This is a genomic window from Egbenema bharatensis FJBBOT/2019 (genome assembly GCF_048077055.1).
GTDB classification, from domain to species: Bacteria; Cyanobacteriota; Cyanobacteriia; order Elainellales; family Elainellaceae; genus Egbenema; species Egbenema bharatensis.
The window spans coordinates 92,122-119,121 of the sequence record NZ_CP182236.1 but is presented as its reverse complement, the minus strand read 5'-3'; the positions used below and the strand labels follow the sequence as shown (position 1 = coordinate 119,121).

The 27,000-nt window shown below is 49.1% G+C and carries 16 protein-coding genes and 2 pseudogenes; 6 read left to right on the top strand and 12 right to left on the bottom strand.

The window, feature by feature from the left end; all coding sequences use genetic code 11:
* Positions 1 to 307 precede the first annotated feature (307 nt).
* The 5 genes from ACM1PF_RS00590 (at position 308) to ACM1PF_RS00570 (ending at position 7,498) form a co-directional block, all read left to right on the top strand.
* Positions 308 to 1,327, top strand: a complete 1,020-nt coding sequence (locus ACM1PF_RS00590; protein ID WP_416671485.1) for a helix-turn-helix transcriptional regulator — start codon at positions 308 to 310, stop codon at positions 1,325 to 1,327.
* A 188-nt stretch (positions 1,328 to 1,515) separates the two neighbouring features.
* The gene (locus ACM1PF_RS00585; protein ID WP_416671482.1) at positions 1,516 to 4,083 is read left to right on the top strand and encodes a TonB-dependent siderophore receptor; all 2,568 of its coding nucleotides are present in this window, start codon (positions 1,516 to 1,518) and stop codon (positions 4,081 to 4,083) included.
* 10 nt (positions 4,084 to 4,093) lie between these two features.
* The gene (locus tag ACM1PF_RS00580; protein ID WP_416671479.1) at positions 4,094 to 5,068 is read left to right on the top strand and encodes an ABC transporter substrate-binding protein; all 975 of its coding nucleotides are present in this window, start codon (positions 4,094 to 4,096) and stop codon (positions 5,066 to 5,068) included.
* Between the two features lie 104 nt (positions 5,069 to 5,172).
* Complete coding sequence (locus ACM1PF_RS00575; protein WP_416671477.1) at positions 5,173 to 6,201, top strand: sucrase ferredoxin; 1,029 nt, start codon at positions 5,173 to 5,175, stop codon at positions 6,199 to 6,201.
* Between the two features lie 10 nt (positions 6,202 to 6,211).
* A complete protein-coding gene (locus tag ACM1PF_RS00570; protein WP_416671476.1) occupies positions 6,212 to 7,498 on the top strand; it encodes an MFS transporter in 1,287 nt (428 codons plus the stop codon).
* A gap of 16 nt (positions 7,499 to 7,514) precedes the next feature.
* On the opposite strand, the gene ACM1PF_RS00565 is transcribed toward ACM1PF_RS00570, so the two are convergent.
* The 3 genes from ACM1PF_RS00565 to ACM1PF_RS00555 are packed head-to-tail and all read right to left on the bottom strand — an operon-like array spanning position 7,515 to position 11,148.
* Positions 7,515 to 8,381, bottom strand: a complete 867-nt coding sequence (locus tag ACM1PF_RS00565; protein WP_416671474.1) for an ATP-binding cassette domain-containing protein — start codon at positions 8,379 to 8,381, stop codon at positions 7,515 to 7,517.
* Positions 8,303 to 9,382: an ABC transporter transmembrane domain-containing protein gene (locus ACM1PF_RS00560; protein WP_416671471.1), complete on the bottom strand. Its 1,080-nt coding sequence runs from the start codon at positions 9,380 to 9,382 to the stop codon at positions 8,303 to 8,305. Before ACM1PF_RS00560 ends, ACM1PF_RS00565 begins: the two co-directional genes overlap by 79 nt.
* Complete coding sequence (locus ACM1PF_RS00555) at positions 9,379 to 11,148, bottom strand: ABC transporter ATP-binding protein (protein ID WP_416671470.1); 1,770 nt, start codon at positions 11,146 to 11,148, stop codon at positions 9,379 to 9,381. The genes ACM1PF_RS00560 and ACM1PF_RS00555 overlap by 4 nt, the downstream gene beginning before the upstream one ends.
* Before the next feature lie 445 nt (positions 11,149 to 11,593).
* Between ACM1PF_RS00555 and ACM1PF_RS00550 the strand changes: the two genes are divergently transcribed.
* A complete protein-coding gene (locus tag ACM1PF_RS00550; protein ID WP_416671467.1) occupies positions 11,594 to 13,759 on the top strand; it encodes an acylase in 2,166 nt (721 codons plus the stop codon).
* Positions 13,760 to 13,874: 115 nt separating this feature from the next.
* Here ACM1PF_RS00550 and ACM1PF_RS00545 read toward each other — a convergent pair whose 3' ends face one another.
* The 9 genes and pseudogenes from ACM1PF_RS00545 to ACM1PF_RS00505 form a co-directional block, all read right to left on the bottom strand.
* Complete coding sequence (locus tag ACM1PF_RS00545) at positions 13,875 to 15,815, bottom strand: DUF3991 domain-containing protein (protein ID WP_416676527.1); 1,941 nt, start codon at positions 15,813 to 15,815, stop codon at positions 13,875 to 13,877.
* A pseudogene (locus ACM1PF_RS00540) lies at positions 15,792 to 18,152 on the bottom strand (strawberry notch C-terminal domain-containing protein); the annotation flags it as partial. The pseudogene ACM1PF_RS00540 and the gene ACM1PF_RS00545, both read right to left, overlap by 24 nt.
* A 642-nt stretch (positions 18,153 to 18,794) precedes the next feature.
* Positions 18,795 to 19,667, bottom strand: a pseudogene (locus ACM1PF_RS00535) (strawberry notch-like NTP hydrolase domain-containing protein); the annotation flags it as partial.
* 1,678 nt (positions 19,668 to 21,345) lie between these two features.
* On the bottom strand, positions 21,346 to 21,735 hold the full coding sequence (locus tag ACM1PF_RS00530) for a tetratricopeptide repeat protein (RefSeq protein ID WP_416671465.1): 390 nt from the start codon (positions 21,733 to 21,735) through the stop codon (positions 21,346 to 21,348).
* Between the two features lie 10 nt (positions 21,736 to 21,745).
* A complete protein-coding gene (locus ACM1PF_RS00525) occupies positions 21,746 to 23,623 on the bottom strand; it encodes a hypothetical protein (protein ID WP_416671463.1) in 1,878 nt (625 codons plus the stop codon).
* 12 nt (positions 23,624 to 23,635) lie between these two features.
* Entirely contained in the window at positions 23,636 to 24,007 is a 372-nt protein-coding gene (locus ACM1PF_RS00520) for a hypothetical protein (protein ID WP_416671461.1), read from the bottom strand.
* The gene (locus ACM1PF_RS00515) at positions 24,004 to 25,719 is read right to left on the bottom strand and encodes a type IV secretory system conjugative DNA transfer family protein (protein WP_416671459.1); all 1,716 of its coding nucleotides are present in this window, start codon (positions 25,717 to 25,719) and stop codon (positions 24,004 to 24,006) included. Before ACM1PF_RS00515 ends, ACM1PF_RS00520 begins: the two co-directional genes overlap by 4 nt.
* 25 nt (positions 25,720 to 25,744) lie before the next feature.
* Positions 25,745 to 26,329, bottom strand: coding sequence for a hypothetical protein (locus ACM1PF_RS00510; protein WP_416671456.1), 585 nt, complete (start codon positions 26,327 to 26,329; stop codon positions 25,745 to 25,747).
* 9 nt (positions 26,330 to 26,338) lie between these two features.
* A complete protein-coding gene (locus ACM1PF_RS00505; RefSeq protein WP_416671453.1) occupies positions 26,339 to 26,995 on the bottom strand; it encodes a hypothetical protein in 657 nt (218 codons plus the stop codon).
* Between the last annotated feature and the right edge of the window lie 5 nt (positions 26,996 to 27,000).

Sequence of the window (27,000 nt, the reverse complement as noted above, 5' to 3'; positions counted from 1 at the left end):
CTGGCATATCTCCACATAGATAGAACGGCTGAGATCCTGAAATAGCTTATAGATGCACACGATAAAGCTCTTGGAGAACCCATAAACATTTACTTTTCCTTAATAGGAAAAATTTTTATTAACTTTAATACCTGCTTGCCAGAAGCCTTACCCTTGAAACAATTTTTGCTTGCTGCGGATACTTCAGTGATGGCTGAACAACTCCAGGCTGAACGATACAAACGATAAGCAATTTATTCTTGACATAAATTCTCAAGAAGCTTAAGCTTGACGACAAGTACCATTGATTGGCTTGGGGTATAGGGGTATGACGGGATTGCCTACGTCCTACGAGTTGGAGCAAGGATGGCAGGAAAGCAGGCATCGTAGTAAAGCTGTCTGGCATGGGGATGAGATTGAACAAATCGAACCCTGCCCCTCTTGGCTAGGAAACGGACTGCGACGATCGCTTTGTTTAAGTGACTCGCTGTGGGTTGAGATCAGGCATGAAAGTTATCAATCTGATTGGTCGTTGCAGCGCCATCACGACGACCAGTTTCCGCTAACCGCTAAGTTCTATTTGGCAGGTTGTTCACAGGTGCAAACCCGCGGCATTGCTGATGAATATATTGAGCAAGCGGGGCAAAATTATCTCTATTGCTTGCCGGATACCCAAGAAGTTGAATCTTACTGCGGGCATGAGCAACTGCATTTTGTGATGATTTGGTTGTCCCCCAGCCGCTTGAGGTCACTGGGCACTCAATACCGTGCGTCTTTTGCACCTGAATTGCAACAATTTTTAGACGACGAAACGCGACCCTTTTTTCACCATTCGTTGGGACAAAACACTCCTGAAATGCAGCAGGTGTTGCAGCACTTGTTGCACTGCCCGTATCAAGGCGTGACTCGATCGCTCTATCTAGAAAGCCAAGCCTTAGAACTACTCTCGCTGCAATTTGCCCAATGGCTAGCCCAAGACCAAGCTGATGTTCCCATACTCGTGCTGCGATCGGATGATGTGGAACGCATTCACCATGCCAAAACGATTTTGACCGAGAACTTGACCCATCCACCCTCGATCGTGGAACTGGCACAGCAAGTGGGGTTGAATGACTACAAGCTCAAGCTGGGGTTTCGTCGCGTCTTCAAGACCACACCGTTTGGCTATCTCCGAGAGCAACGCCTGGAGTTGGCACGGCAACTATTAAGCGATACAGAAATGTCGGTAGAGGAAGTCGCGATCGCGGTGGGGTATCGAAGCCGTAGTAGCTTCACGGCTGCATTTCGTCGGCAGTTTGAGCGCAGCCCCAAGGGGTGGCAACAGCAGACAAAGCGTAGCCATGACTAAACGCTACAAAAAATCCGTCTCGAAGACAAAAAAATCCATCTCGAAGACAAAAGCAATAGTAATTGCTGACGCTTTTGTCGTAATCTCTAGTTGAGAATCTTTTCTATCTGAACTACGTGGTCTCTCAGCTAGCCACTGGTGAAGAGCGATATAGCTATTTTCGTCGATAGGTGTGGTGTGAGGAATCAATGAACAAAGAGCGATCGTTGAGTTGGTTAGTCAGTGGGGTGTTGCCGATGTTGCTGTTGGCTTTGCCTGCGGGGGCAGAAACGGTGGTACGGGCAGAGCAGGAGCAAGAAGCGGGGATGTCCTTGCTTCCTCAATTGAGTGATTTCGATTCTCCAGCGGAGCGGCTTCACCAACCCCCTGTTACAACGGTGGATGAGTGGGTGCAGCAGATGGCTCAGGCCGTTGTGCAAGTGACCGGGGTACAGGTGACTCCCACTGAGGCGGGAGTGGCGGTCATTCTGGAAACCGCAGAGGGAGAACTGGCAACTCCTGTGACTTCTGTAGTCGGTAATGCCTTGATTGCAGATATTCCCAATGCGGTGTTGGCATTGCCGGAGGGTGAGGAGTTTCAATCAATTAGTCCAGTCGAGGGGATTGCCCTGGTGGCAGTAACACCGAGAGCCGATGGAATTCGAGTAGCGATTACGGGGACGGATGCACCGCCTGTGGCAGAGATCAGTACAGCAGCACAAGGTTTGGTGTTGAGTGTGACTTCGGGAACTGAAGCGATCGGAGTGGAAGAGGATGCAATTCAGGTGGTCGTAACTGGAGAACAGGATGAGGGATACAATCCGTCAAGGGCAACCACCGCAACCCGGACGGATATTCCCATACGCGATATTCCGCAATCGATCCAGGTTGTGCCACGCCAAGTGATTGAAGATCAGCAGGCACAAGATATTGATGAAATCGTGCGAAATGTCAGTGGGGTAAATCTGTCCAATTCGGCGGGAGGAATTGCTGAGATTTTTAACATCCGGGGGTTTGCAGGCACTGTCCTACGAGATGGTTTTAGAAGAGGTGTTCCCTTTGAACTGGTAGATACCACCAACATTGAGCGGGTTGAAGTACTCAAAGGGCCCTCATCGGTTTTATTTGGTCAGCTTGAACCAGGTGGAGTGATCAACGTCATCACCTTGGAACCTCTGGCAGATCCCTTTTATTCGGTTCAATTTCAAGTTGGTAACTACGAATTTTACCGTCCCTCGCTTGATTTCTCTGGTCCTTTAAATGACGATCGCAGCCTGCGCTATCGTTTGAGTGCTTCTTACTTAAGTTCGGGCAGCTTTAGAGACTTTACCAATATTGAACGGTATTTTGTAGCGCCGGTATTAGCTTGGGATATTAGCGACAACACCCGAATCTTGCTCAATGCAGAGTTCTTAGATGATACAAGACCCCGCGATCGCGGGTTGGTTGCCATTGGCACAGGGGTTGCCGATATTCCGATTAGCCGACGATTGGGAGAGCCATTTGATGAAGACAATGTTGAGCAGTGGCGAGCCGGACTGCGGTTTGAGCACGATTTCAATGCAGATTGGTCAATTCGGAGTGCTTTTCAATTCACTTCCCGCAATACAGACTCATTAACCACTGAAACCTATAGCCTGGATGAAACGACAGGAGAGGGAAGCGATCGTTTTTTTAGACAGCAACTTGGGAGACTGGAAGAATCCTACGCCTTGCAAACCGATTTGACCGGCCGTTTTACAACTTGGGGAATTGCACACGACTTTCTGTTTGGAGTAGAGCTTTCTCGGATTACCTCCCGCATTCCTGACTTCTTTCTGGAAACTGCACCGATTAATATTTTTGATCCAGAATATGTTCGAGGCGATCGACCCAGATTAACTGCTGGTGAATCAGATTTTGCTGATAATTTTCTTGATACTACAAACAACATCGGCATCTATCTACAAGATTTAATCAGTTTCACAGATAACCTCAAGCTGCTGATTGGAGGTCGATTTGATTTTATTGATTATGAATCAATAGACCTATTCGCTTCAGAAACAACGAGCTTGTACGATGATGCGTTTAGCCCCAGAATTGGCATTGTTTATCAACCCAGCGAAACGGTTTCCCTCTATGCCAGCTATACCCGATCCTTCACCCCCAATCTCTTTTCTAGAACCGTTGATAACTCCCGACTGGATCCAGAACGGGGAACTCAATATGAAATTGGTATCAGAAGTGAGTTCTTGGATGGCAGGTTATCAGCAACGTTGGCTGCATACCAAATTACAAAATCTAATGTAGCTGTTGATGATCCAGACAATCCAAACTTTTCAATTCAAACCGGAGAACAAAGAAGCCGTGGTATTGAATTGGATATCGCTGGAGAAATCCTCAATGGTTGGAATGTTATTGCTTCCTATGCCTATACGGATGCGATCATTAGCAGAGATACGAGTCCACTAGAAGGAAATCAACTGCGGGGCGTTCCTGAACATAGTGCGAGCCTGTGGACAACCTACGAAATTCAAGAGGGGGATTTACAAGGACTGGGATTTGGAATTGGAGCCTTCTTTTCCGATAGTCGTCAAGGCGATTTTAGTAATACTTTTCGATTGCCTAGCTTTGTCAGAACCGATGCTGCATTGTATTACCGCAGACCCAGTTTTCAGGTGGCTCTCAATATCAAAAACTTGTTTGATGTGCGATATTTTGAGGCAAGTAATTCCCGTGTTGCGATCGATCCGGGTTTGCCATTGACCGTGATTGGAACCTTATCCATCAATTTCTGAGTTAGGGAGTATGACGGTTAAAAAATATCGGTTGGGACAATGGTTGTTGATTACAGGACTCATCAGTCTGCTGACGATCGCCTGTGGTGAAAGTCTCTCTTCAAATTCATCCACCAGAGAGATACCTGCATCCAGTTCAACTCAATTAGTAAATCACGCCCTCGGCGAAACCCATGTTCCTACTGATCCGCAGCGAGTTGTTGTGCTCCATGACACTATCATTCTTGATCCTGTCATTGCGCTGGGTATTAAACCGATCGCTGCGACAACCTATGCTTTTGAGGCTGGAATTAAGTTTAGAGGCTTAACGGCTGAACAATCAGAGGGTATTGAAGTTCTTGGAAGTATGGAGCAGCCAAACCTGGAGAAAATAGCAGCACTGAAGCCCGATTTAATTTTTGCTACCCATCATTTGCATCATCAAATTTACAGCCAGCTCTCGTCTATTGCGCCGACTGTAGTGGTTGATCATAACCAGTTCGATTCCTTCAAAGATAGGTTTCGCTACATTGCAGAAGTCCTTGGAAAAGGCGATCAAGCCAATCAAGTTTTAACTCAGTATCAAACCAGAGTGGAACAACTCAGGCAAGCAATGGCAGATCAACTCAATGAAGTTCAAGTGTCTGTAATTCACGTCTATGGCGAACCTCTCTCAACGCCGGATGCAACGCATCACATTAGTCAAATTTTTTCCGATATTGGTTTGCAGCGACCACCGAGTCAAGAAGGGTTGCTTCAAGAGAAGAACTTTAGTTTAGAGGTATTACCAGAACACGATGCGGATGTTCTGTTTATTGTTAAATATCCCAGTTCTGAGGTTGAAACGATTCTTCGCAATCCCATTTGGCAACAACTCAATGCGGTGCAGACTGGTCAGGTTTATGAAGTGTCACCCGAAAGATGGGGAGGTGCTGGAGGGCCAATTGTTGCCAACCGAATCCTTGGTGACTTATTTCAATATTTGGTTACCAATCCTGATGGCTGAAAGCAATGAATCATACGCACTGCTTTTTCAAAAACCGCTATGAGAATGAGAAATATGGTGCAAACCGCTTTCACTGGTCTGACTATCCAAAATAAGAGGTATTTATGACCGCTAATACCCTAGAACTCGATTGTCGTTTTTGCTCAGTCATTTCCAAAGCCAACGGCCAAGACCCGATCGGTTCTGCTGGAACTTATGAGCATTGGATTATCGCTGAAATTCCTCAACCTTGGGACGATACCATCTGGACAGACCATCCGATCGTCGCGCCAGCCAGTCAATTGATAGAAACCCTGACTGAGGATCAGGGGATGCAAATCAGACCGTTGATGATCGCCCCCGATTCCGGTACGGATCGCTTCGCGAATCGCGAATACTCCCAACCTGGAAAAACACGACTACTTTACTATCGTCGTCCTGCTACCCTCTTTGCTGAATTTGACAAACAAGAATTTCTCTTGCCTACTTCAGAGGTATTGCCTCTGATCACTGCTCTCCTGCAACAACCAGACTACCTGCTCCGGTTTGACGCTTACCGACAACCCACCGAACACATCCGGGAACTGTTCGTTTGCGTCCACGGGAATGTCGATGTTGCCTGTTCCCGATTTGGCTATCCTATTTACGAGCAAATTCGCAAAACCTACGTACCTCAATCCAACGGAAACTTACGAGTCTGGCGCTGTAGCCACTTTGGCGGACACAACTTTGCCCCTACCCTGATTGATTTACCCGAAGGTCGCTACTGGGGACATCTGGAACCCGAAATTCTGGAGGCATTGATTCATCGCAATGTCCCTGTGGCTCAACTGCGTCCCTTCTACCGGGGTTGGGCCGGCTTAGGGCAATATGAACAAATGCTGGAGCGGGAACTGTGGATGCAATTTGGCTGGGAGTGGATACATTTCCTGAAAGCCGGACAAACCCTGGCGATCGACCCTGAGAATGAGGAGTGGAATGCGAATTGGGCAGAGGTGCGGCTAGAGTATGCCAGTCCTGATGGCTCTGTACAGGGAGGGTATACGGCTCGCATCGAGGTGAGTAGCTATGTCACCACCCAGTGGAGTTCTAAGGATAAGGAACTGGCACAAGCCAAACAGTATCGCGTCAGCCAGTTAACCCAGGTTGCTTAAAACTGCTCCTATGCGTACCTTCACCATTATCTGGTTTGGTCAACTGGTTTCTACCATTGGTAGTGCCATGACTGCCTTTGCTTTTTCCCTGTGGATCTGGCAAATTACAGGTTCCGCTACTGCACTCGCTTTAGTCGGATTTTTTTCCCAACTACCACGCATTTTCATTGCCTTGTTTGCAGGGATGATGGTCGATCGCTTCAACCGCAAACGGTTGATGATTTTGGGTGATACCAGTGCGGTGATTTGCACGATCGTCGTGGGGCTGTTGTATGCCACCGAAAGGCTTGAAGTCTGGCACCTTTATGCCGTTGTTGCGCTTCACGGTGGTTTTGGTCAGGTTCAAAACCTCGCTTACTCCAGTTCCGTTGCCCTCATGGTGCCCAAACAACACTATACCCGCGCCAGCAGCATGGGCAGTTTGGTGACGAACAGTGCCGCGATTTTGTCTCCCGCTCTGGCTGGCAGCCTTTACCCGTTGATTGGACTAAGTGGCATTATTTGGGTTGATGTCACCACCTTTGCCGCTGCATTTAGCACCTTACTGTTGGTTCAAATTCCGCAACCGTCGCAAATGATTGAGTTTGATGCTAAACCAGAGGGCGTGGTAAAAAAAGTCACGTTTGGCTTTCGATATATTCTGCAACGTCCGGGTTTAGTAGCAATGTCTCTTGCCTTTTCTAGCTTTTGGTTTGTCCATCAACTGGGAGAGTATTTGCTAAAACCCATGATATTAGCTCGTACGAGTGGCGATGTTCAGATTTTGGGAACCGTGGCAACCGCAGCAGGAGTTGGTGGATTGATTGGAGCGGTTTCACTCAGCATCTGGGGAGGGTTTAAGCGGCGAGTTGGCGGGATGTTGATCGGCTTCATTGGGGTTGGGTTGGGAAAAACAGTGCTGGGTTTTGGACAATCTCCTGTGGTTTGGATTCCCACTCAAATTTGGGCGAGTTTATGTGTTCCGCTTTTGTTCTGTTCTAGTAACGCCATTTGGTATGCGAAGGTTCCGCCGGTTGTACAAGGGCGAGTCTTTGCTGCCGATGAAATGATTGGGTTAATCATTGCGTCCACGACAGCCCTTGTTGTAGGGCCATTGGCAGATCAGGTCTTTGAACCCGCTATGCAACCGGATGGTTTTTTATCCCCTATCTTTGGCTCTTTTTTAGGAACTGGTTCTGGCTCAGGTATCGCACTTTTATATGTCCTCACCTCACTCTGCATTGTGTTCATTGGGGTGAGTGGATATGCGTTTCAAACTCTGCGGGATGTGGAACATATCTTGCCAGACCACGATTGAATCAAGTGATTCTGAATCAAGATCGATTGATTTCACCTGCCCAAAGATACTGCATTTCTTCACAGGTTTCCAGCAACGCTTCCAACTTGCCTGCTGCCTCCACCTGGCCATCTTTTAGGACAATAATATGATTTGCTCGGCGAAGCACAGGACGGCGATGAGAGGCAATGAGGTAGGTGGGTGGATGGGTGGATGGGTCGGTGAGTTGATCGGATATATCCACTCTCCCACTCTCCCACTCTCCCACTCTCCCACTCCTCAACAGGCGTTGCAAGAGTTTTCTCTCAGTCTCCACATCCAGGGCACTGGAAAGGTCATCCATGACCAATAATTCGGGTTGACGGACGAACATCCGTGCCGCCGCCGATCGCTGAATTTGCCCACCGGACAGTTTCGTGCCTCTGGGCCCAACAAGCGTATCTAATCCTTGCTCTAGGTTGGTCATATCCGATTCTAGAACGCTTAAGTGTAGCGCAGTCGGCAGATCAACCTGCTGTTCCGGAAGACCCATCAGAATATTGTGACGAAGGGATTCGCTAAACAGTCGCGGAATTTGAGCCGTGTAAGCGGTGCGCGGTGGGATGAAAAAAGTCGCTGGATCGGTGACGAGGTGATCATTCCAGTAAATGTCTCCAGCCGCTTTGGGCAATAGCCCCAGTAGCACTCGTAATAGGGTGGTTTTGCCGGAACCAACTCGTCCGGTGATGACGGTAAGAGTGCCCCGTTGCAGGGTGAGGTCGATCGCTGCAATCCCGTGGTGGCTGTTGGGGTAGCGATAGGTTAGCCCCTTAACGGTGAGCGTTTCTAAGGCATGGGCTGCGGTCTTGAAGGGAACGGGTAGTTCGGGCAGGCGACCTCGTAAATAAACAGGTTCGTGTTGCACCAGAGTGCGGGGGGAACACCGGGAATCAGTTCAATGAGCCGCTGGAGTGAGACTTCAGTTTGGCGGTAACGGGTCAGCACATCTCCCAGAAAACCGATGATGACCGCAAATTCAGCCAGATAAGACACAAATAGGGCAAAGTCCCCAACGGTGAGGGAGGTTCCGGTCGTAGCTTGCATCGCCTGCGCCGCGACGAGAAGCAGGATGCCAGTGCCTAGGTTAGCGGTGTTTTGGGAAAAAGAGTAGAGCAGTTCAGACAGGAACAGATCCTTCAGTGCAGCTCGTCGTCGCGTCTCATTGATTGACTCAAAGTAATGCACAACCTGAGCTTCTGTACCTGCTAACTTCACCGCTTGTGCTGCCCCAAAAATTTCTCCCAGTAATCCTGTGACGGCTCCTATTGCAGCTTGGCTGGCTTGGCGGTACCGTTGAATGTTTTGGCTGGCCAGATTAACCACTGCAATATTCACAACAACAGGAATAAAGATGGCGAAGGTGAAGAGTAAATTGATTCGCGCTAAAATCGTTAACCCAATCACGCCAACGAGCAAATGGGCGATCGGATCAAGGGAATAAGTGAGAAAATCTAAAATTGCATCAATATCATCTCGAAAGCGGCTGATCGCTTCACCGGGAGATGCGGGTAAGGGTTGGGCACCCGGATGATGCAAAATCCGTTTGAGGAGTTGTTTACGAATTAAAGTAGCAACAAACATGCGAAAAAAGCCGTCTGCTGTGATGCCGATTAACAGCAAGCCTTGCTGCATGACCACGCTGCCGACGAGCAATGCCAGAAGCGTCCAGGCATTGAACTGTGCCGGAGCATCCCCCGTGAGGAGATTGAAAATCTGGCGGATCACCAGTCCGGGAATCAGCAAAAAGAAATAGAAGGCGACACTGGCGAGCAGTCCGTTTGCCAGGTAAAACAAGGGTTTGTAGCCAGCAAGCTGTACCAGATACCGCCAGGCGGGAATGGGGCGAACAGTCGGTGAAGTCGTCATGCTGAAACGGTCTCCAAACCCATTTGCAAAAGTTGGGAAAAACGGGAGCCAGGGTCTTGCAGCAGGCGATCGCGCGTTCCGTATTCCACCGGCTTTCCCTGCTCTAAGATCAAAATTTGGTCGGCTCGTTGGACTGTCCTAAGGCGATGGGCAATGATGATAGCAGTTCTCCCGATGAGTAAGCGATCCATTGCCTGTTCTAATAGTTGTTCAGTGGCCGGGTCTAAGCGGGAAGACGCTTCATCCAGGATGACTAACCCCGGATTTTTGAGGAAGACCCGCACAAATGCCAAAAGTTGAGCCTGTCCAGCGGATAAACCACTGCCTTCAGGGGCTAATCGCGTGTCTAAACCATCGGGCAAGGATTGATACCATGACCCCAACCCGACCTCCTCTAATGCCTGCAAAATCACTTCATCTGCGATCGCAGATGAAAAGAGTGTTAAATTATCTCGAACGCTGGCGTGAAACAGTTGCACCTCCTGAGTCACCAGCCCGACGCGCTGACGCAGATTTGATAGTGGAATCTCAGGAAGAGGAATATCGCCAATGTAAATTGTGCCGTGAGTGGAATCGTAGAGGCGAAAGAGTAATCGGGTGAGGGTGGTTTTACCGCTGCCCGTTCGCCCCAGTAAGCCCAGCACTTCACCGGGGGCTAGGGTGAATGAAAGATCTTGCAGAGCAAAGTGAGGAGTGTCATCTGCGCTGTGAGCAGTTAGGAGATATTGAAACGAAACCTGTTCAACACAAACAGCCAGAGCACCCGCAGGTAAATAAATTTGCCCCCTATCGGGAATGTCCGATCGCACATTCAACAGTTCTTGAATCCGCAAGATCGAGGTTCCGGCTCGCTGTAGCTCTTGTACTCGTCGTCCTAACTGTTGAATGGGGCGTTCCAGCAGTTCCACATAGCGATAGAGCAAGTAAACCGTACCAATGGTCAAAGCACCCCCTTGAAACAAAACAATTCCTGTCCCCAGGGCGATCGCCTTACCACACACTACCACCACACTCGACACTACGCCAAAAGTTGCTCCCATCGTTTGGGCTCTAACAAAGCGGGGAAACAAATGGCGCGATCGTTCGTAAAACCGATGCATCACGTAGTCCGTTGCGCCGCAGGAACGCACATCTTCCATGCCCGATAGCCGTTCTTCAATCAAGCCAAATAATTCCGCACTGGCTTGACGCTCGGCGTGTAAGTAGGGCACTGCCACATCGCGAACCGCATTGACCACTACGAAGGCAACCAGGGTAAAGCTGGTTAGCACAAATCCAACCCGCCAGTCAATTCTAAACAAGATGACAAGCACTCCCAGCAGCACAAGACTATTGCCGACTAAGCCAGTGGCAAAGCGGGCAAAAAAATCATTGAGCCGATCGGCATCACCATCAATGCGTTCGATCAACACGCCTGGTGGCTGCTGATAATGAAATGACAGATCCAGCCGCAGGCAGTGAAAGGCAAGGTGCGATCGCAACTGATTGGTCGCTCGTAGCCCGATATCCGCAGCCAGATAGCTTTCCGCAATGGAGAGGAGTTGAATCGCAACGGCAATTCCCAGGAAAAGTACCCCGAATTGAAGTAAGGTTGTGGTTGATCCACCTGCGATCGCCGTATCAATGAACCTTGCCAATAGCTGAGGATTGAGCAACTGTAGCCCTGTCCCTCCTAGCAAGATCACTAGCAGCACAAGAACTCGTAACCACTGAGGTTTCAAGTACTGCATCAGAACAGTCTGATATTGATGCCAACGGATTTGCATAATTTTGCATGACTAATGGGCGAATGGAGCAGTAGTTAATGCTGGCAGCATCACCAGGTTGACAAACTGTCTCATGATGTTGGTTAATAACTAACGGTTAGGTCAAATAACACTGTTCTCAATAAGCCTACCAAAAAATTGGAGTCTAATTTCTCGATGTTGACCTTCCCATACTGGTGCAATATTGACGATTGGCAGACTGAGAATAACGTGAACAAATAACACTGAGCGTGAGCTTGCAGTTGTAACTGAGTCTTAATCGTAAAGTTGTAGCTAATAGCATTCTCGTTTTTCTGTAGAGGTTTCCTACCGTTATGGGCAAATCAACGCGACAGCATTTCATCCATTGTTAAACTTTTATTGCTAGTTCATTGCAGTAGAAAGTGGCGCATCAGGTGATGCTTCAAACGTAAAGCTTCAAAAAACATGCCGCTTGCCTCAAAATATGCAACACCCAACATTCATAGAACGATCGCTCGATCGGTCAAAGAAGGTTCGCTTGCGCCTGGTTTCGGTTTTCCTGAGCTTGCTCATCGTGCTGATGAGTGGAATCTTCAAACCCAGCGTCAGCACAACGACGACTGAAATTCTCTGGGATACCTATGGAGTCCCTCATATTTTTGCCGACAATAATGAACAACTTTTCCATGCCTTTGGATGGGCACAAGCGCAAAGCCACGGAAACCTTATCCTGAAGTTATACGGACAGTCACGAGGACGTGCAGCTGAATATTGGGGTGAAGATTATGTGGAATCCGATCGCTGGGTTCACACAACCGAAATTCCCGAACGTGCCCAAGACTGGTATGAGGCACAAAACCCCACCTTCCGCACCTATCTCGATGCCTTTGCTGCGGGAATGAATGCGTATGCCATGACTCACCCAGAGCAGATTGACGATGCAATGGAAGTCGTTCTGCCCGTCACGGGTGTAGATTTGCTCGCACATATGCAGCGGGGGTTGCACTTCACCTTCATTGTTGATTCAGAGCAGGTTTCAGATCTGCTGGAGTCTGCCCAAACCAAGTCTACTCACCAGTTCGCTCAAGAGAGTCATGCACGATCAAATTTTGGTTCAAATGGCTGGGCGATCGCCCCTTCCCACACCACCAACGGTCATGCCATGCTGCTAGCCAACCCCCATCTCCCCTGGTCTGGGGAATTTCTGTGGTACGAAGCCCAACTAACGGCACCGGGTATCAATGCCTATGGTGCAGCCCTAGTGGGCATTCCGGTGCTGGCCATTGCTTTTAATGACTCCCTCGGATGGACACACACCATCAATACCCACGACGGCTGGGATGCTTATGAACTCACCCTGACGGCAGGCGGCTATCAGTTTGATGATTCGGTGCAAGCCTTTGAGCAGAATGAACAAATCCTCAAAGTGCGGCAGGCAGATGGCACTCTGCGCTCAGAGACTTTACCAGTAAGACGATCGGTTCACGGGCCAGTCGTAGCAGAGCAGGATGGCAAAGCTCTGGCATTACGGGTAGTGGGGTTGGATCAGCCGAGGGCGTTAGAACAATGGTGGAATATGGCCCAGGCGACGAACCTGACTGAGTTTGAATCGGCGCTCCAGGAGTTACAAATTCCCATGTTCACGATTCTGTATGCCGATCGCCAAGGCCATATCTTGCACCTATTTAACGGTCAGGTGCCCGTGCGCTCGCAGGGGAATTTTGACGATTGGGTTGGAGTCGTGCCAGGTGATACTTCAACGACCCTATGGACTGAAACGCACCCCTACTCGGATTTGCCGCGTGTGCTTGATCCAGACAGCGGCTGGTTGCAGAATGCCAACGATCCACCCTGGACGACGACAATTCCGAGCGCACTGAATCCCGCAGATTATCCGTCCTACATGGCACCCCATGAACCGATAGGATTCCGGGCACAGCGATCGGCACGCATGTTAGCAGAAGACGAGGCTATTTCCTTTGAAGAATTCGTCACCTACAAACACTCAACCGTCATGGAACTAGCCGATCGCCTGCTCGATGACCTGATTCCCATCGCACAGCAGCAAGGCGGAGAATTAGCCCAGCGTGCTGCTGAGGTTTTAGCAACATGGGATCGTCAAACCAATGCTGATAGTCAGGGAGCCATCCTGTTTGCTGCCTGGGCTGAAGCAATGGACTTCTCCAACCTATTTGCCATTCCCTGGGATGAAACGGCACCCTTCACCACCCCCGATGGTTTAGCTAATCCCGCTCAGGCGATCGCGGCACTAGAAACAGTGGCAGCCGAGGTTGAAGCTCAGTATGGCTCACTCAATGTTTCCTGGGGCGACGTTTTTCGGCTGCGGATGGGTGAGTTTGATTTTCCTGCGAATGGTGGCCCTGGTTATCTGGGAATTTTTCAGGTGCTGAATTTTGCTCCCGACACAAACGCTCGTTTTCGAGCCGTTCATGGAGACAGCTACATTGCGGCGATCGAATTCGCTGATCCGGTGCGCGCAATGGTTTTAACTAGCTACGGCAATGCGACCCAACCCCATTCCCCCCATCGTGGCGATCAGCTAGAACTGTTTGCGCGCCAAGAACTACGACCTGTATGGCGATCGCGCTCAGAAATCGAGGCTCACCTCGCGGCACGTGAAACCGTTTGAGGACTGAAGGGTTAGGAATCTGCAATAAAATGGCATCCTAATCCTGGAAGAAATCTGCTGTAAGGGCGCACAGCAGTGCGTCCCATAACGGGTACGTTATTTTTCCGCATACCCCTTACCTTTCAATTTCTGCACCATGAGATGTTTCCTGTACAGTTCCCAAGGATTTTAATGCCGGTTTGGCTTGTCTTTGTTGATCAGCAAACGCTTCCAGATCTTGATGCATTGAAACCTTAGCCTTCTCGGACAAGAACTCGCCTTTAACAACCTCTCTAGCAACTTCAGTTATCCGCTGCACATAGTTCTGCGATTTACCAAGTTCTTGCACGACTCGATGCCACTTCCAGAGATTGTGAAGGGATTGTTTATCTCTTTCTAATTGAGGTGCCTGCTCTGGCTGTCCATTATGAACGAGCCGATCATTCCAATCCCTGCCATAGGCGGGGGTAAGCCGCCTGACTCCTGGTAACTCCTGAGCAACACGCCATGCCATCAGCTCACCAGCTTGATCCGCATCAAACGCAACAATAACTTGCCCATCTTGTTCCGAAATTTGCCGTAACGCTTCCATCGGAATGCTTCCTGCCCCATCCGTAGACAAATAGATCGCCACGCCCTCCATTGCTTGTCGATGCGTCCGATCCAGAACTGCTAAAGAGAGAGTATCGATCGGAGATTCGGTCAGCAGCACTCGTTTGACTGCTCCTTTTCCAGTTCCAATCCAGAACCAGCCCTGTTCACGCGATGATCCCGAAGCAAGACCATGAAACGAGTTATTCTCTCCCCATGTTCCCCGTAAACTGGCTCCGGTTGGTTCTCCGCGATACCATTGAGTGCCTGTATGATGAGTGGCATAGCGGACAAAAACAGCATTTTGCATATCATCAGCGTAAATCAAACCTCTCTCATGGAGGCGATCGATCATTGCAGCAGGCAACTTTCTAGTTTCAATTAAGTATTCACGTACCGCTATCCAACGGCGTTCATTGGGAGGTGGCATTTCCAGTAAACGAGGTTCATGATCTTGGTTCTGAGTTTGTTGTCTAGGGTTAACTGAACGAATTGTAAGTGATTGTCCTGATAACCATTGCACTGCTTCTTTGAACTCCATCCCCTGAATATGCATGACCAGGTCGATCGCGCCACCACCACCCCGTTCCGCCAACCAGTCCATGAACTTGCCACCACTGATGCTAATAATATGCTCCGCATCTCTCCACTTGTGATGGTCATGCTGATCTTGCTCCAGACCCAAGCGAGCCGCAACTGCTTCCAAATCAAACGCTCGAACTTGATCTGCCAGCTCTTTGAGATCCGGTTGTTGAACGGGTTGAGAAGATTGAAAAGCACTGACAGTGGCGAAATTAGTTGCTTCTGAAGGTGGAAGAGATGCGATCGGCGGAGTTGCCTCTAATGCCTTCTCTAACGTATCCCAAGAGAGATCATGTCCTCTTGTATCCACCTCATCATCTGATGCAGCAGTAAACGGATTAAGATCAAACAAGCTCAATTCTTCAACTTCGGTAGGTGTAGTTTCAGACTGTGTTGCTAAAACCTCTTGAGTTGCGGTAGATGCGATGGGTATATTGGGTTCCTGCTGCCCGCTTTGTTGCAGTTGAAGCTGTTGTTGCGAATGAACAGTGATCAAGTTTTGTTTTTCTACAGTGACAACCGTAAATTCTTCGGTTAACTGCTGGAGGTAGCGATCGAGGGCATGAACCGGAAACCCGGCTAATGGCACCCGTCCAACATCCGGATCACCAGAATCTATGCTTGTTCGTACCAGTTCTAACTGATCAGCAATCACCAGAGCATCTTCTGAGTAAGTTTCATAGAATTCACCTGCTTTGATCAACACCAGAGCGTCTGGATAATTATCTTTTATTTCCAAGTAGTTCTGAAGTTTGGGGTGTAGGGGTTTCAGAGCATAGTCATGTTGCAATTCATCTGGAGCGGCATGTTGTTCATTGGGAGATTGAGTGGATGCCTGAGTCTCGTGCTGCGCTTTTCTTGCTGCTTCTGCAAATCCCTGCTCAAGAATATTGCGAGCAAACATCTGAGCAAAGGGACGATCGGCTGCTCGGTGTTCCCCACCACGCAATGGATCTTGAACGGCTGTCTCCTTAAACTGAAGTTGACCATCCGATTGAATCTTGAAAATCATTTCGGAGTCAATAAAGACATCTCCATTTTGTTCCAGATAATGGGTTAAATACAGTTCGTGATGATGTCGCTCTACCACGAGAGGAATGTATGGTTCATTCTCGATCCGTAAGTAAAAATCTTCTTCTGCCGTGATCAGCTCTCGTAATCCAGCTTCCTCTAAAAATTGAGTAATGCGTCTTTCTAAGTTTCTCTTCTGCTCTTTGGCGGAAGCAATTCTAAGTCTGCCATTCAATGATCGTGGTGTTGCTTCAACACTGCTGGTATCCTGACGCAAACGGATAGGCGTACTCTCATCTACTATGGGTTTACGGGCATTGGGAATAGTATGACTCTGCTGTCCTAACGTGGCAGATTTAACCGTTTCCAGTTCCGGTAACTTTATGCCTAGATAATCACGAGCAATGTCTTTGTGGTCAAAAGCAGCTAACGTGTACCCTCGCTGTTTCATGATGACACTGAGGGTCTGCTCTAACCGATCGGCAGGGACGATCACTTCCATGCGATCGCTCACCGAATGAAAATCGGAACCCACTGCCGCGATCAGTTGCTCATCGAGATAATACTGCCCGCCTGATTCTTTTGCTTTGGGTGTTTGTAGCACAAAGCCATCGCCGTTCAGTTGAGCTTTGAGCAGCAGCAATTCATCCAGGGTTTTCACGGCTCCCCGGCGATCGGTTAACTCGGTGAGAAATGCTTTAACCTGTTGGGGTTCAGCAAATGCAACGGGTTCTTGTTCTAAACTTTCCTGAATGTCAAACCCCTTCGGCATCATCAACCCCTGCCGCACCTGCCCTTGATGGTCGGTGTAGTTGATTAACTTACCTTTGGGATACTTCTCAAATGCCTTAATCAGGTTGCCCGTGAAGATTTGCCGAGTCATTCGTCCGGCATCCTGCCGTTGGTCAAACAGCGAGTAAACATCGTTGCCAAACCAATCCCGCTCTTGAGCTTCCACAACGGCTGAACCCTCTCGCCCGGTATTGACCTTCGACAGCGGCAGGATGAGTTGCTTGGCTGAGTCAGCCACCAGAATTCGCACCTTCCACCCATTCGGTGCCGCAGGATTGCCTGAACGCGCCTTCTGGTCAATGCCAATGACAACGCCATAAAAAATATTGGCACTCGTAGGCGTAACAACTCGCACTGGGGTTCCAGCAGAAAACTCCTGTATCGCTCTCCTGACTTGAGCGACTTGCTTGTCTAGTTTCTCATTGAATTTGGCAGACAATCCTTCATCCTGCTTACGAGCAGTGATTTCTGCTCGATATTGGCTGGTGGCTGTTTCCAGGGTTGCGATCGTCTCAGTGGTTTTCTGTTGCGCGATCGTTGCAACACTCTCTCGGTCATGGTCATCCAAGCTTCTAACGGCTGCCAATTCCAGTTGCTCTCGCACAGCATTAACAACCTGAAGTTGAGTCAGCGGCTTGGCAGCATTTTTGACATCAACAATTTCTAGATGAACTGCTCCAGAAAACTCGCTTTGGATGTTGCTGCTATCTGGAATCACTTCCATACGTGCTATGGTTCGGGCATCCAGGTCAAGCTGATCGGCTTCCAAGATGCTCTCGCCCATTGCCCGTTGTTGTTCCACCAAATCCCGATACTCGGACTCAATCAAGCTGTAAACGGCTTCCTGCTCGGCGATCGGCAATAACGGAATCCGTCCAGTCACCTTTTTGATCAGGGCAATCTCTGAGGCATCGTTCTCTGCTTTTGCCAATGGAAAATCGAGTTTTGCGTCCAGTTCTAAGTCATCGTTGAGCAACTCAGTCACCACTTGCTCGCCATAGGGATTCATGAAATCCACCACATTTTGGATGGAAATTCCGCTTTCCCTGGCTGCTGTTGTATTGGCGTTCAGCCCTGCCATCTTCTGACAGAGAATCGCACCAGGTCGCTTCTCCGCAGGCAGATCGCTCATCAGCAAGGTGTAGCTGGGTAATGCGACTTGTCCAGTGCGGTGAACCCGTCCCAGCATCTGCATGAACACATTGATGTCCCGTTCTGCCTGAGCCACAATCATATGTCGAGGACGCTGGTCAGCAAAGCGTTCAGAAGCGTGAAGCGAAATTCCTGTTGAACCAGAGCAGTTAAGGATGATCACATCCGCATCACCGCTGTTAAACTCAGCAACGGCATTAATTCTGGCGCGTGAGGTGCGATCGGACTCTGGGCGAATTCGGTAGGTCGTGGAACCATCTGATGCATAATCAAGTGCCGCACTCCGTCCAGTTACCTCACAAACCTTGTACCCTTGCTGCTCTAACTGTTGGGTGATGTAATCAATGGGGCTAATGGGAATTGCACTAAAATCTGCTGCTTGAATGCATTCCAACGCTTCTTCATAAGCAACAATACCATTCTCGCCCAGTTCTGCATCCGTTAATCGGTGACGGGTCACTTGCCCTCGATAGTTTTTAATCAAAACATCACGCGAACGTTCTAAATACCGTTCCAATAGATTAGAAAACGAGATGTCGATTAAACTTCCGTTTTGAATCTCATTGGCTTCTGCATACGCCTGGATAAAACTACCCATTGTATTCGCCACTGCAATCACAGGTTTTTGTCCCCGTTGCAAAGATTGAATTGCTTCCTGTGCCGTTGCTTCTGCTTTCTGAGCCAGCAGTCCTTGCTCAATGCAGTTGTGCATCAACGAGGTGAATAACGTACTCTTTGCGCCCACCTCTCCGATCGCCCCATCCATCCCAAATGCCTTTGCCTCGGCTTTGAGTTGTTTACTCAGTTCCTTGATTGCCTGTTGCTTTGCCCGGTCAAAATCCTTGATGGCTCGTAGTGCGGCTGAGAATTGATCCGCGACTTCGCGATCGACTGGTACAACTTTCGCTTCAAAGCGGATGCCTTCATACGATCGTTCCCGCCTCAGCATCTGCCCAGAGGCAACAAACTTACTGGCAACAATTTGCTGAAGTGGCACTCCCCCTTTATCCAGGATGTTCTCTAACGCCGCCATACTGCTGACAGCAAACTGTAAATCCGTGCGCCGGGCGTATAAGTCCATCACGTCTGGACGCTTGGCATAGGTGGCAGAACTGTAGAACACTCCGGCTGATAGGTCTACCAGTTCTCGTACAAATTCAGCGCGATCCGGTGCGCCACCCATGCGCCACCCACTTTGACTCCCTCCTGCTTCATGGGCTTCATCGAGAATCAAGATGGCGTTGGGGGCGATCGCCCTCAAGAAGTTGCGTCGGAGCGGTTCTTTTTGTCCAACCGTTTGAAGTTGGCTGTAGGTGGTAAACACAGCATTGTAGAAGATGCCTAAGTTTTGGGAAACCATCATCTCTCGCATCAGTTGCTCTTGCTGAGTCGCATTGCCTGTCCTCAATTCCTGCCCATTCGACAGTGGAATGATCGCTTTGGTATCGGTAATGAAGGGCTGAAAGGTGTACATGCCAATATCGACGACATCACGCATCATATCGGCATATAGAGTCTTGTTCTGAGTCACAAACACAGCAGCTTTACCCTGCTGCTGGGCATAGCGCAAAATGCTGGCACAAATTCTTCCTTTGCCTACACCCGTCTGATCGCCAACAATGAACCCTTTGCCACGCTCAATGTTGCTGATGGCTAAGGCAGCAGCATCGACCTGTTCTGCACTGAAGTGACGATGCAATTCCTCCACAGAGGCATAACCTAAACGTGAGGTGAGATAGGTATCAATATCACCGTGTTCCTGCTCGAGCCGATCCAAGGCAGACTGAGCCGCGCTTGCCATGTTGTAAGGAATAAGGGTGCCCGTTGAGGTTCCCTTACTTTTCGGTTGATAGGTCACTTGCTTGGGTTGAACCTCAATCTCCGATGGCTCATTGAAGGTTGTTTCAGTTGTTGCCATTCCACTGAACTCCCTTATGCGTAAGCGATCAGGTCGTTGAGCCACTCCTCCAGGTGAACCGCCTGATGCAACTCCAGAAAGTCCTGAAACTCTGGATGGTTCTCGGTCATGACTGTGGCTAGAAAGCTCACGCCCAGTCGTCCAATGGTCTGAGTGAAAATCTCGTTGTCGAGGATGAATGTTATTGCCCAGTCCTGCCGCCATCGCCCCAGAGCGTCTTGCTCGGTTTCGCTCTCGTCCTGATCGATAACTGGATGTTCCTGATAAGAATGCAGTGCTTCCAGCTTGGAGGTCAGCAGTCTCTGGGTGTCCAACTGGCTGCTGGGAATCTCCACTATCCAACGCTGAATCATCCATCTCACTCGTTGCTGCATCAGCGTTTTGTAGGTTGTTTCGTCCAAGCTTTCGATCGGGAGTGGCACTTTGACCACGAATAGGGAGGGCATCACCGGAGGTGTCCAAATCCTGGGGTAGTCCTCGTACCGAGTCATGACTGAAATCGTGTCTTGAGTTTGATAGAAAGGAGTTATGAATGGGTTCATTGGGAAGTTGCTCCTTTAGTTCTACAAATGAACGATAAATTTTGGGAACCTCAACTGCCGGAAGCATTCGTTGAGACTGACCCCGACCGGCGATAACAATGACATCGATCGGAAAACCTGCCCCTTGCTTCCGATAGAGATCGCCCCAGATGGAGAAATGCTGTGTCACGTTGTAGTGGTTGTAGAGGAGGTAATAGAAAGCTCTGCTCTCCCTGGTGTTGTAGCGATCGGAGCGTCGTTCTTCGTCGCTGCCTAACTTGCCCCCCAGAATCAATACGGCTTGACCATCATCTTTCATAACCTCCAACGCATTGAGGGCAATCACGTGATCGATTTGAGTTGTCCAGGTGTCATAGAGTGGAAACCGTTGGGTGCGTTGATGATCATCCAGAACTGAACTGAAGGGTGGATTACAGATAACGCAGTCAACCGGTTCTTGAGGACGATACGTCGTGGCATCATGTTGAGTCAGTTGGTAATACCCTCGTGTTGTAAGTTCTGCAACGCGATCGCCATTAATTTCATTGGCAACCACTTTGGCGGGATTAGCTGCAATCAACAATGCACCATTTCCTGCGGTCGGTTCATAGACTGTTGTTTCTGAATGGATGCATGCCAGCATTGTGGCAAGATAGGCAATTGGAATCGGCGTGCTGTATGCCTGCTGAAGCACAGAGGTAGACGATCGGACACCTAGATTGGGTTGCTGCTCCAGCAAATGAACTAATTGGTCATAGGCTTGGTGAGTCGTTGCAGACTGCTCAACCAGTCGGTGTGCCGCTCGCACAATGGCTGCTTCCATTGCTTCATCCACCAACTTGGTCAGCGGACTGCCAGAAGGAACTGCTTGGTTCAATACCTTTTCGGCTTCAGCACGAGCATCTGTAATTCGGGCATAACTTTTTCCTGCAATGAGTTGTTCGAGAAACAACTGCTTGAGTCGTTCTCGGTCGTGGTTTGTATTCACAATGAACCTCAAATCGATGATTTAAGGTGTTTACATACTGAAGCTCATAGATCTATTTCAGTTTCGTTTGCAATTCAGCAATCTTGCGATCAACATAGGTCGTGCTTAATTCGTCTTCTTGTTGTCTCTGTTTAATTTTCTGATACTTCTCAATGGCTTCTGCGGGACGATTAAGCGCAGTTAGAGCTTTGGCTTGATTCAGGTAGATGCTGTGGTAGATGCCCAAGCGATCGCGAGGACGCAGTTGTTCTGCCTGGTTGAAGTCAGCTAACGCCTTTTCATACTCACCCTGTTCAGCATATAATTCACCACGATATACAAAGTCTTTTGCAGTTGCAGGTGAGTCGAGATCTTCGGGCTTGAGTTCGGGTTGGGTGAGTCCGATGAAGAAAATAATGACTAGGAGTAACCCGTAACTCCGCAGGATAAGAAAAAAACGCATGATCGCCTCCTCACTCCAATTCCAATCCAGACGCTTTCTGGCGAGAACGACCTTTTGTTTCTGCTTGGGGTCGCGGTGAAGCTTGTTGTTCCAATGGTTGCATTTTTGCCGCCAATCGGTCAAAGTGAGCAAAATCTCTTGCGCCTAATTTAGACAAAACTTTACCCTCCTTGCGCTGAAACACAACACCGCGTCCTTCTTGCTTGTCCGTGATCCGAAGGAATCCGGCTTCACCAATCTCTAGTTTGAATTTCCCTCCTTCTTTATCCCAAACATTCGCTTGAACTTTCGACTGGAGGAAATGAGTGACGATTTGTTCTACTCGATTTGTCTTGGCATTGTAAGTCGCTTCCACATCCAGATCACCTTGGGGTGTAAGGGCTCGGTTTTGCTGCATCCCTTGCAATTGTTTGCTCTGGAAGCTGCCTAAGCGCTCGCTCACCGATAGCACCCGAATGGTGTGACGAGAGACTCCAGGAATGGGAGACTTGAAAGCTTGAAACCGCATTAGCTCGCCTTTGTCGTCTTTGAGGGTGTAAAGATTCTGCCCTCTAAAATTGACGGTGAACTCTCCAACTTGGTAAGACCGCTCGCCTGTGCGTTCATATCCTCGATTGAATAAGTCAAGTGCGGCACGGGCCACTTGTTGATGTCGCCAGTTTTCCAGGCGAGAGGCTAACCACCCCAAACCCTGGCGTACTCCCTGCTGTGTTCCCTGAACCTGTTGTTTCCAGTCTTTAGCAGTCGTTTGCAGCAGTTGACGAGTGGCTCCATCGGGCAACTTGGCGGTTTCTCGCTCCAGGATGGCGATCGCAGGTAGCGTATGACCATTCTGGGTTGCCTCTGCCACATCCACCGTCAGTGAGCCAGTGTCCTGACCGGGTGATGTACTCTGAATTTGAGTTTTCCTGGCTTCGACCGCATCAACCACATCCGCCGTATAGGTGAGGCTATCCTGGTTCAGGGGAACGGTGTTTGTCCAGATTCCGTTGCGTTTGTTTTGTTGAGCATCTAAAATGTCATGCTGAATCATGTCCCCATTCAGCACGCCTGCTTCTACTAGAGGACGTTTTCCATTCTGTTGATTGGTTGGAGCGACAGTCGATCGGGGTTGCAAATCCCGAAAAGTTTCCCAGTCCTGTTGAGTCACGGTGTTGACAGTGACCTTGCCATTACTTGTCACTAAGATCGGTTCATCGTCCCGCTTAATCGTGATGTCGTTCCCCTCTCGCTTGATTTGATATCCTCTGACGGACACTGCATCATAGATAGGTTGTTCCTCTCTTAGGGGATTGAGCAAGTAATCAGCCGTTTGTGCCACAGTAGTTGCCTGCTCTACAGGAACAATGGGCGGATCAACTTTGGGTGATTCTTGCGGAGCTTCGACTTGAGTTGTTGCTTGTGTAGGTTCTGGAGATGGTTTTGGAGATAGTTCTAGAGATGATTTTAGTGGTGCTTGAGATTGCTCCTCCGTTTTCGTTGGTGTTGCCTGTTGCTCAAGCTGGAACTGAATCGCGTTGACAGAAACCGCTCCATCTCGCTCTTCCCGAAACAAAATGGTGCCGCCATCTCGAACCTCGATCGCGGGAATCTTGCCTCGGTACTTGGCTAGATCCACTCCTTCGCTAACCGGACGTTGAATTGCGTCGAAAATCGTTCGCATTGTGTTGGCATCGAGTTCGTTGCGAAATTGACCATTAGCCATCTGTCCATACACCAACCGTCGTCCCATTTGGATGCGGATGGTTTCTGCGGGTTCAGGAGTCGAAGTCTGCGGTTGATTGAGAAAGGCGACTGCGCCTCGTGTCGCTTGGATAATGGCAGACAGTAATTGAGCTTCGTCTTCTTGAATCGCTTGGGCATCTGCGGGGTTGATTGTTAACGACATTTTTACTTCCTCCTAGTGCAAGAATCCTTGAGCAGCCAGGGCGATCGCCATTCCTGCTATGCGGTTGATCACATACTCTCCACCCACTTGGAATACAGCAATTTCATCATCAAAGCGATATTCAATAAATAACGGTTGATATTCTGGATGACAATCTCGTATATACGAGATCACTCCGTTCTCCGCGCGGATATAAGGCACATCATCGAATAGCACTTCTACAATGGTAGGAATGTAACCCGGAGGTAAAGGAGGTAAAAGCCGGGCTCGTTCCAGATCTGCCAATATCTCTGGCTCCCTGGAAAGAATTACGGCTGCATGAAGGGACAGTCCCCACTCGAATGGGTTTGGAAGTGTTGGCTCTTGGATTGACATGGTGTTCATAGATAGTCCTCCTGAAGTCGAAACATTTCATCGTACTCATCCTCAGTGATGTCAGCATTAATATCCTGAACTTGTCCAGAACTAGAGTTAGACTCATCAACAGGTAGTGGAAATAGCCGTTCTGCCATTTCTCGACGGATTTCGTTTTCTTGATCTAAATCAATGATGGTGTGTCGTTCTGCCATTCTTTGTATAAGGCGATCGCGTACTTTGCTTTGCCATAGTTCAGCACTGCGGTTTTGAATCTGTACGTCTTTTTGAACAATCTTGACTCTGAGCCGCAAGGGAATGGAGGATTCATGTCCGCCTTTGTAAGCTGGATTGATGAACACGCACTCGCCTTGGTCTAGCTTCAGAATCTGGTCTGGTGTAAGCAGCGGCATCTTTTGGTATTGTTCCGAGTAACTGCTGCCGCCATACCTGCCATGACTGCGGGAACGAGTGTATAGCTTGACATCCTTTTCACCGAGGTAGCCAGAAAACTCATTGGCAGTTTCTCGGTCTTTGGGATTGAAGAAGACCTTCGTACCACAGGCGGCAAATAAGACTCTCGATAACTCTCGCCCATACATATGTTGCAACTGAGCAAAGTTTTGATAACCCAACAATGCGACAAATCCGTAAGACCGAAACTCATTAATCCACTTTGGCAATTCTGGCAGATAGAGAGTTGGTAACTCATCGAGAGCAACAATCAATGGGATTTTGCGAGGTCGAACAAAGTTGCGGGTCACAATGAGGTGCAGCACAGCTGCCAGGAGCGGACTAACGGTATCCCGCTTCTGAATGTCCACCTGCAAAAACAAGAGTTGCTTACCGATGAGATCCAGGGGAATCGTGGTTGTGCCGCAGAAGCTAGAAACGAGTTGTTTGCCAATAAAGGTTTTGAAGGTGCGTTGAGCCGTCGCAATAATTCCTGCAATTTGCTTTTCTGCGCCTTCGGAAGCTAATAATTGGCTGAAGCTCTCCATTGTCCAAGATGGAATTCTTCCCTGCGCTCCAGTAGCACGAATGCGAGATGGAAGGTCAGTCAGGTTCAGAATCTTGCTTGCCATCAATAAATCTGGATAGGGCGTTAGCTTTGCCAGTAACATCACGGCCTCGACTAGGTTGGTGCCTGCACTGGTGAAGAAATCGTTATCCCGGTACGCTCCCTCACGCTGTGTGTTTTTTTGCAGCACTTGAGCCAGTTGAGCTGCCATCAGCGAGTCTGTCTCATCAGCGAGAAAATCAAGCGGATTGCAGACTCCGGTATAGGGCTGTCCGGGTGCAAAAACCGCCACTTCGTAACCCTGAGCAGCTGCCCAAGCCGCATGAGCTTCAAGCTGGCTGCCTTTGAAGTCGTAGACGAGGATGGGGAAACCTTGGACGATCGCTGAGCGAATGGCGGGGTCAATGATGCTGAAGGTTTTGCCAGAATCGGGTGCTCCCGTCACGGTCACACTCTGCTGAGCGTGAGGAATATGCACATTGCCAGCTTTGAGTGCGACTTTATGCGGCTGACGTTGTTTGCGTTGCTGACGAGCAATTGCAGCGGCTTTCCACTGCTCTGCGCGTCCTCCAAATCGTCCAGTCGTCATCTTGCCTTTCTTGGGACTAAATAGCGTTGCACCGACCATGAGCAGAAGCATCCCCAGCAATACGACTCCCATGCCCGAATCCATCATGGATCGGACTATCGTTTGAATTGGCTCAGTCACGTTCTGAACCATTCTAGTTTCAGATACTTGACTATTACTACTCATAGGTTTGAGGAGTTAACAACGTCTTTGTGATTTCGTACTCTTGACCGTTAAACGACCAGTGCAACTGTTCAATGCGATCGCCCTGCATCTGATTGGTTTTCAGCACTGGAAGTTTATTTCGCAGTTCAACGGATGATTCAAATAATGTCACCTCTGGTGGTAAATTGACGTTCAGGTATGTAGTCCAAACTTCTCGAAATCCTTCTCCACTCGCTGGGATGTAGCCAAAGAAAGCACATCCAAATGCACCACAAAGCGGATTCGCGTGAGGATATTCAGCTAGATTAGTAATCCGAGAATCAATCAGATAAAGCGGTTGGCTCTGCCCAGGTAGTTGAAGGGTCAGAATCTTCATCCGTCCTGTATCGACGGGCAACTCTGGATTGAGGTGATCTGTTACCACCTGTGCCATGAGCCCGTCCGGGGCATTTTGGGCAACTTTATGCCAGTGCTCAGCATCGGCTGAAGCCCGATCTCCCACTACCCCAATGAATGACAAGGTAAATAAGAGGGGGACGAGTCCGATCGCAGCGATCGCCAATAGTTTTAGCTTTTGTCTGGAGATAGAGAAGTTCATAGCCCTAGTTCATTGAGAATGACGAGAACGAGGTTCAGGAAGGCGTTCAAAATTGGGAGCGGTATTGGGTCTCCGGATTTCGTAAGACCCTTCTGGAATTTCGACTCCAAGTTGTTGTAACGCCCACACGTTCTCAGGAGCCAGATAAATAAGTTCTCCTCCCGGTTGTTGCATCATGTACTCGGTAAACCCTTGCTGAAAAGCTTGTAGTCCACCTGCTTCTTCAATGCGTCGCTGATAGCGCTGGAGGGCAAGTTGTTGGGCAAGTTCCAGGGGAATGTAAGCACTCAATGATTCCGTGTCTTGCTGTCCCTTGATCAGCAAGCAACCTGCTTCATCCGTTTGGGCTAGCAACTCCCAGTAGCGATCGTTCTCAAAGACACCGAGTAAATAGAAGGTTTCTTGTTCCTGTTGCACTTGACCTAGCTGTTCTGCTCGATCGACGGAACGGGGTAGGCAAGGGTAGAGCGTTTCCGGAATCGTTGACTCCACTTCAGCCTGAGCCTGAGCAAGAGTTGCGTCTGCGCTCAGTTGCTGGATTGGAACCTTAGAGTTTGAGGTAATGTTTGAATTCTGAGCTAAGGTACCCTGGGTTTTTGGATTCGATAGCAAGACAATGCCCAATATTGTGCTTAGGATAAGGTGTTGAATGGTGTTCAGGTTCATGGCGA

Bases quoted from the DNA above. Each gene is read 5' to 3' on its own strand.
- ACM1PF_RS00590 (WP_416671485.1), top strand. From the start codon at position 308: ATGACGGGATTGCCTACGTCCTACGAGTTGGAGCAAGGATGGCAGGAA.
- ACM1PF_RS00585 (WP_416671482.1), top strand. From the start codon at position 1,516: ATGAACAAAGAGCGATCGTTGAGTTGGTTAGTCAGTGGGGTGTTGCCG.
- ACM1PF_RS00580 (WP_416671479.1), top strand. From the start codon at position 4,094: ATGACGGTTAAAAAATATCGGTTGGGACAATGGTTGTTGATTACAGGA.
- ACM1PF_RS00575 (WP_416671477.1), top strand. From the start codon at position 5,173: ATGACCGCTAATACCCTAGAACTCGATTGTCGTTTTTGCTCAGTCATT.
- ACM1PF_RS00570 (WP_416671476.1), top strand. From the start codon at position 6,212: ATGCGTACCTTCACCATTATCTGGTTTGGTCAACTGGTTTCTACCATT.
- ACM1PF_RS00560 (WP_416671471.1), bottom strand. From the start codon at position 9,382: ATGACGACTTCACCGACTGTTCGCCCCATTCCCGCCTGGCGGTATCTG.
- ACM1PF_RS00555 (WP_416671470.1), bottom strand. From the start codon at position 11,148: ATGCAAATCCGTTGGCATCAATATCAGACTGTTCTGATGCAGTACTTG.
- ACM1PF_RS00550 (WP_416671467.1), top strand. From the start codon at position 11,594: ATGCAACACCCAACATTCATAGAACGATCGCTCGATCGGTCAAAGAAG.
- ACM1PF_RS00545 (WP_416676527.1), bottom strand. From the start codon at position 15,815: ATGTTTGCTCGCAATATTCTTGAGCAGGGATTTGCAGAAGCAGCAAGA.
- ACM1PF_RS00530 (WP_416671465.1), bottom strand. From the start codon at position 21,735: ATGCGTTTTTTTCTTATCCTGCGGAGTTACGGGTTACTCCTAGTCATT.
- ACM1PF_RS00525 (WP_416671463.1), bottom strand. From the start codon at position 23,623: ATGTCGTTAACAATCAACCCCGCAGATGCCCAAGCGATTCAAGAAGAC.
- ACM1PF_RS00520 (WP_416671461.1), bottom strand. From the start codon at position 24,007: ATGAACACCATGTCAATCCAAGAGCCAACACTTCCAAACCCATTCGAG.
- ACM1PF_RS00515 (WP_416671459.1), bottom strand. From the start codon at position 25,719: ATGGTTCAGAACGTGACTGAGCCAATTCAAACGATAGTCCGATCCATG.
- ACM1PF_RS00510 (WP_416671456.1), bottom strand. From the start codon at position 26,329: ATGAACTTCTCTATCTCCAGACAAAAGCTAAAACTATTGGCGATCGCT.
- ACM1PF_RS00505 (WP_416671453.1), bottom strand. From the start codon at position 26,995: ATGAACCTGAACACCATTCAACACCTTATCCTAAGCACAATATTGGGC.